This window comes from Pilosibacter fragilis, from assembly GCF_032490495.1.
Classification (GTDB): Bacteria; Bacillota; Clostridia; order Lachnospirales; family Lachnospiraceae; genus Pilosibacter; species Pilosibacter fragilis.
Window position 1 is genome coordinate 1 of the sequence record NZ_JAVYJB010000069.1, and the last position, 667, is coordinate 667.

General features: G+C 48.1%; 2 tRNA genes and 2 rRNA genes. All 4 read right to left on the bottom strand.

What is annotated here, in order from left to right:
* Nucleotides 1–141: 141 nt before the first annotated feature.
* A tRNA-Ala gene (locus tag ABCW45_RS17765) sits at nucleotides 142–214 on the bottom strand.
* A 101-nt stretch (nucleotides 215–315) separates the two neighbouring features.
* Nucleotides 316–389 (bottom strand) — tRNA-Ile (locus ABCW45_RS17770).
* A gap of 5 nt (nucleotides 390–394) precedes the next feature.
* A 5S ribosomal RNA gene (gene rrf, locus ABCW45_RS17775) occupies nucleotides 395–512 on the bottom strand.
* 62 nt (nucleotides 513–574) lie between these two features.
* A 16S ribosomal RNA gene (locus ABCW45_RS17780) occupies nucleotides 575–667 on the bottom strand; the annotation flags it as partial.

Consider the following 667-nt stretch of genomic DNA (forward strand, 5'->3'; position numbering starts at 1 on the left):
CCTGGTCTTAAAGTTTACTTGATTCTTTCGGTTACGTATCTTTCGATACGCCTCGGATGTCTTGTATCTTAAATATTTAAGATTACTTATTTCAATATGTGATTTTCAAGGTACGTTATTGGGATTAGATTTAATCCCGAGTGGAGATGGAGAGATTCGAACTCTTGACCCCCTGCTTGCAAGGCAGGTGCTCTCCCAACTGAGCTACACCCCCATGGATGCGGGCCTTCCCTCTTTCGAGGCGATCCCTTATTCATTTATGTTCTGTATTTATTTCAATCAGCCAGTCACTTCTTGCATTACCCTTCCGGGTAATGGGCTTAAGTGGACTCGAACCACCGACCTCACGCTTATCAGGCGTGCGCTCTAACCGGCTGAGCTATAAGCCCATTGAATCTGGCATCCACCTGCTCTCCCATGCCGTCTCCAGCATAGTACCATCGGCCGATCAGGTCTTAACCGTCGTGTTCGGGATGGGAACGGGTGTGTCCCCTGACCGCATCGACACCAGAATTCTTTAGTTAGGTCCTTGAGACCTGAACAGTATATAAAACCCTTACTTCTTCTTCCTTAGAAAGGAGGTGATCCAGCCGCACCTTCCGATACGGCTACCTTGTTACGACTTCACCCCAGTTATCAGACCTGCCTTCGACAGCTCCCTGCTTTC